Raw genomic sequence first — 3,339 nt, forward strand, 5'->3', positions numbered from 1 at the left:
TCGAAACGGCGGAACACCGAATCGAGCACATCCGGCGGCATGCCGGGACCATCGTCATGAACCGAGAATTCCACCCCATCCGCCAGATGGCGGCAAGTGAGCCGGATGATGCTGGCTTCCGGGGCGTAATTGGCGGCGTTGCTGAGCAGATTGTAGAGGATCTGGCGGACGCGGACCTCATCGCCGTGAAACGTCTTCGGCGCCGCGATGGCGTCCACCTGGAGACTGATCGAATGCTCTTCCAGCCGGTCGGCCACCAGTTCGGCCGCAGCGGCGATGGTGCGATCGACCTGCACCTCGGAAATGTCGAGCTGCATGATGCCGGCGTCCACCGTCGCCAAGTCGAGTATGTCGTTGACGATGGTGAGCAGGACCGCGGAGGACGAGCTGACATGCTCGACATATTCGCGCTGCTTCTGCGTCAGCGGACCGGTCGTGGGCTGCGACAGGAGTTCGGTGAAGCCGATGATGTTGGTCAGCGGCGAACGCAGTTCATAGGAGACGTGCTGGACGAATTCGTTCTTGAGCTGGTCGGATTTTTGCAGCGCCTCGTTCTTGTCCTTCAGCGCCCGCTCGACATGGACGCTGTCGGTCACGTCGACGAAGGTCATCATCACCTGCCCGTTGGGCAGCGGGATCATGGCGTAACTCAGCACATTGCCGTTGTTGAGCTCGGTCTGTCCGTGGCGGTCGCGGCGCTCGTCGTCAAAGCCGGTGATGGCGGCAACGAAGCTGGGCCAGGGGCTGTCCGCGGCCTGCCGGTCGCAGAGGTCGCGTATCGTCGACACGTGGACACTGGGCTTGGCCGCTTCACCGCTCAATCCCCAGAGAGTGGCAAAGGCAGGATTCGACAGCCGGAGCCTGCCGTCGGGTCCGAACACCGCCACGCCTTCGGCAAGATTGTCGAGCGTCTCGCCCTGAACCCGCACGGCTGTCTGGTAGCGGCTTTCCAGGTCCATCTTCTCGGTCAGGTTCTCGAACACCCAGGTCACGCCGCCCTTGGGCTGCGGATTGGCGACGACGCGAATGGTCTTGCCGTCCGGCAGATGCCACCAATGTTCCTGGGATTCGACGGCGCGATAGGCGCCGAGCAGGCCTTCCTTCCAGCGACGCCATTCAGGCTGTTCGGCGATCTTGCCCTCGCTGCGCAGCCGGTCGAGCAGCAAGGCATTGTCGGGTGCGCTGTGCAGGAAGCCGGCGTCCAACCCCCAAAGCTTCTGGAAGGCTTGGTTGAAGAACCGCAGCTTCTCGTCGGTGTCGAAAATGGCGACTGCCGTGTTGAGCTGGTCGAGCGTGTCGGCGTGGCTTCGCACCGTCCGTTCGTATTCGCCGCGAACGGCCTCAATGGCACTGGTGTCACAGGCAAGGCCGGCCGAGCCATCGCTGCCGGCGAAATCGGTGACCGCGAACACACGGCGGTCACCTTCGATCACGGTGGACAGCGACTGCTCGAAAACCGGATGCGTCTTGTGCTGGGCGGCAATCGCATCGCGCGCCTGGCCGCCGAGGAACTCTTTTTTCTCCCGGACCGCGGCTTCGGCATTTTCGGCTTCGACGGCATCGGCATAGGCGCGGTTGACCCACTTCAGCCCGCCGTCCTCGCCGCGGAGCCATGCCGGCATGTTCAGCGCGTCGAGCAGGCCGATCATCGTGTCGTGGTCGGCGGCCAGCCGCTGGTTCTCGATCTTCAGCCTGGCCTGGCTGCGCTGCGTCTCCGAGAGCGAGACGAAACGCACGAGCACATGCGCGGCACTCTTGCGGCCATGCACTTCGAGCGGCGCACCGGCCTGCGATTCGATGACGAGGTCGAAGGGTTTGGCCTTCTCGCGCAATCCCGCGACGGCATGTTCGAGTGCCGCCGCCGAACGCGGCATCAGCCAGCGGCCGAAAGCGAGAAAAGCGGCCCTATCTTCGGGAGCGCCGCTTTCGACGGGCAATGTGCCGATAAGCTCGGGCTTCTTGTTTTCAGCGGCCCAGACGACGACGCGCTGGTCACGCAGATTGAGCAGCGCCTCGGAGCGGCGGAGCGCCGCGTTGATGTCGGCGAGGCGGCTCCTGAGTTCGACATTCTCCGCCGAGGTGCGGGCTCTTTCGCGGATGAGAACGATGGCCGATATCAGTGCGGCACCCGTCACGCCGACGAACACGGCAAGCTGCATGACCTCGATGGCGCTCACCGACAGTCCCGCGACGCTGGCAGCAGCGGTTTCGGCATGCGCGACGGCGCCAGCCAAGGGGCCCGCGAGCGCGGAGGTGGCAAGGAATGTCGACGCACGGGCGCGCCAGGACAGGCTCCCGCCTTCCAGGGCGGAGCCAGCAATCCCCGAATCGTCATGGCCGCCGGAAACGGCCCGTCCCGCTCTGTGCGGGTGTTGCCCCGGCATGTCTTGGTCCTCTCCGCCGCCTGAATGCAAGACCGCCCTGATGCGTGCCTCTCTTGACCCTCTCGGGCTGGAAGCATCGCCGAATCACCTGACAATAACCCCTCGCCGAATCGCCGTGAAGGCTGATGGCGCGCAAAAATAAGGCCGGGCGAAAAGTCAATCGCCCGGCCTCAATATCTGGTAGCAATTTTAGCTTTGGTTAATAGCGGTAGTGTTCCGGCTTGAACGGACCCTGCGGCGTGACGCCGATATAGGCGGCTTGTTCACCCGACAGTTCGGTCAGACGGGCGCCGAGCTTGTCGAGATGCAGGCGCGCGACCTTTTCGTCGAGATGCTTGGGCAGGACATAGACCTGGTTCTCGTACTGGCCGGGCTTGGTGTAGAGCTCGATCTGCGCCAGCACCTGGTTGGTGAAGGATGCCGACATGACGAAGCTCGGGTGGCCTGTGGCGTTGCCGAGATTGAGCAGCCGCCCTTCCGACAAAAGGATCATCCGCTTGCCGTCCGCGAAGGTGATCATGTCGACCTGCGGCTTGACGTTGGTCCATTTCAAATTGCGCAGCGCGGCGACCTGGATCTCATTGTCGAAGTGGCCGATGTTGCCGACGATGACCATGTCCTTCATCGAGCGCATATGGTCGAGGGTGACGACATCCTTGTTGCCGGTGGTGGTGATGACGATGTCGGCGGTGGGGGCCGCATCTTCCAGCGTGACGACTTCAAACCCGTCCATCGCCGCCTGCAGCGCGCAAATCGGATCGACCTCGGTGACCTTGACGCGGGCGCCGGCGCCCTTGAGCGAGGCCGACGAGCCCTTGCCGACGTCGCCATAACCGCACACGACAGCGACCTTGCCGGCCATCATCGTGTCGGTGCCGCGGCGGATGCCGTCGACCAGCGATTCCTTGCAGCCATATTTGTTGTCGAACTTCGACTTGGTAACCGAGTCGTTGAC

Annotated in this window: 2 protein-coding genes; both read right to left on the reverse strand. The window is 63.6% G+C overall.

The features are described 5' to 3' along the window. A partial coding sequence (locus EN893_RS25060; protein WP_164901084.1) for a PAS domain-containing sensor histidine kinase occupies nt 1-2,384 on the reverse strand: 2,384 nt, incomplete at its 3' end. A gap of 199 nt (nt 2,385-2,583) precedes the next feature. After that, nucleotides 2,584-3,339: adenosylhomocysteinase (locus EN893_RS25065; protein WP_128361847.1), on the reverse strand; the 756-nt coding region annotated here is incomplete at its 5' end.

The organism is Mesorhizobium sp. M7A.F.Ca.CA.004.04.2.1 (assembly GCF_004022825.1).
GTDB lineage: Bacteria > Pseudomonadota > Alphaproteobacteria > Rhizobiales > Rhizobiaceae > Mesorhizobium.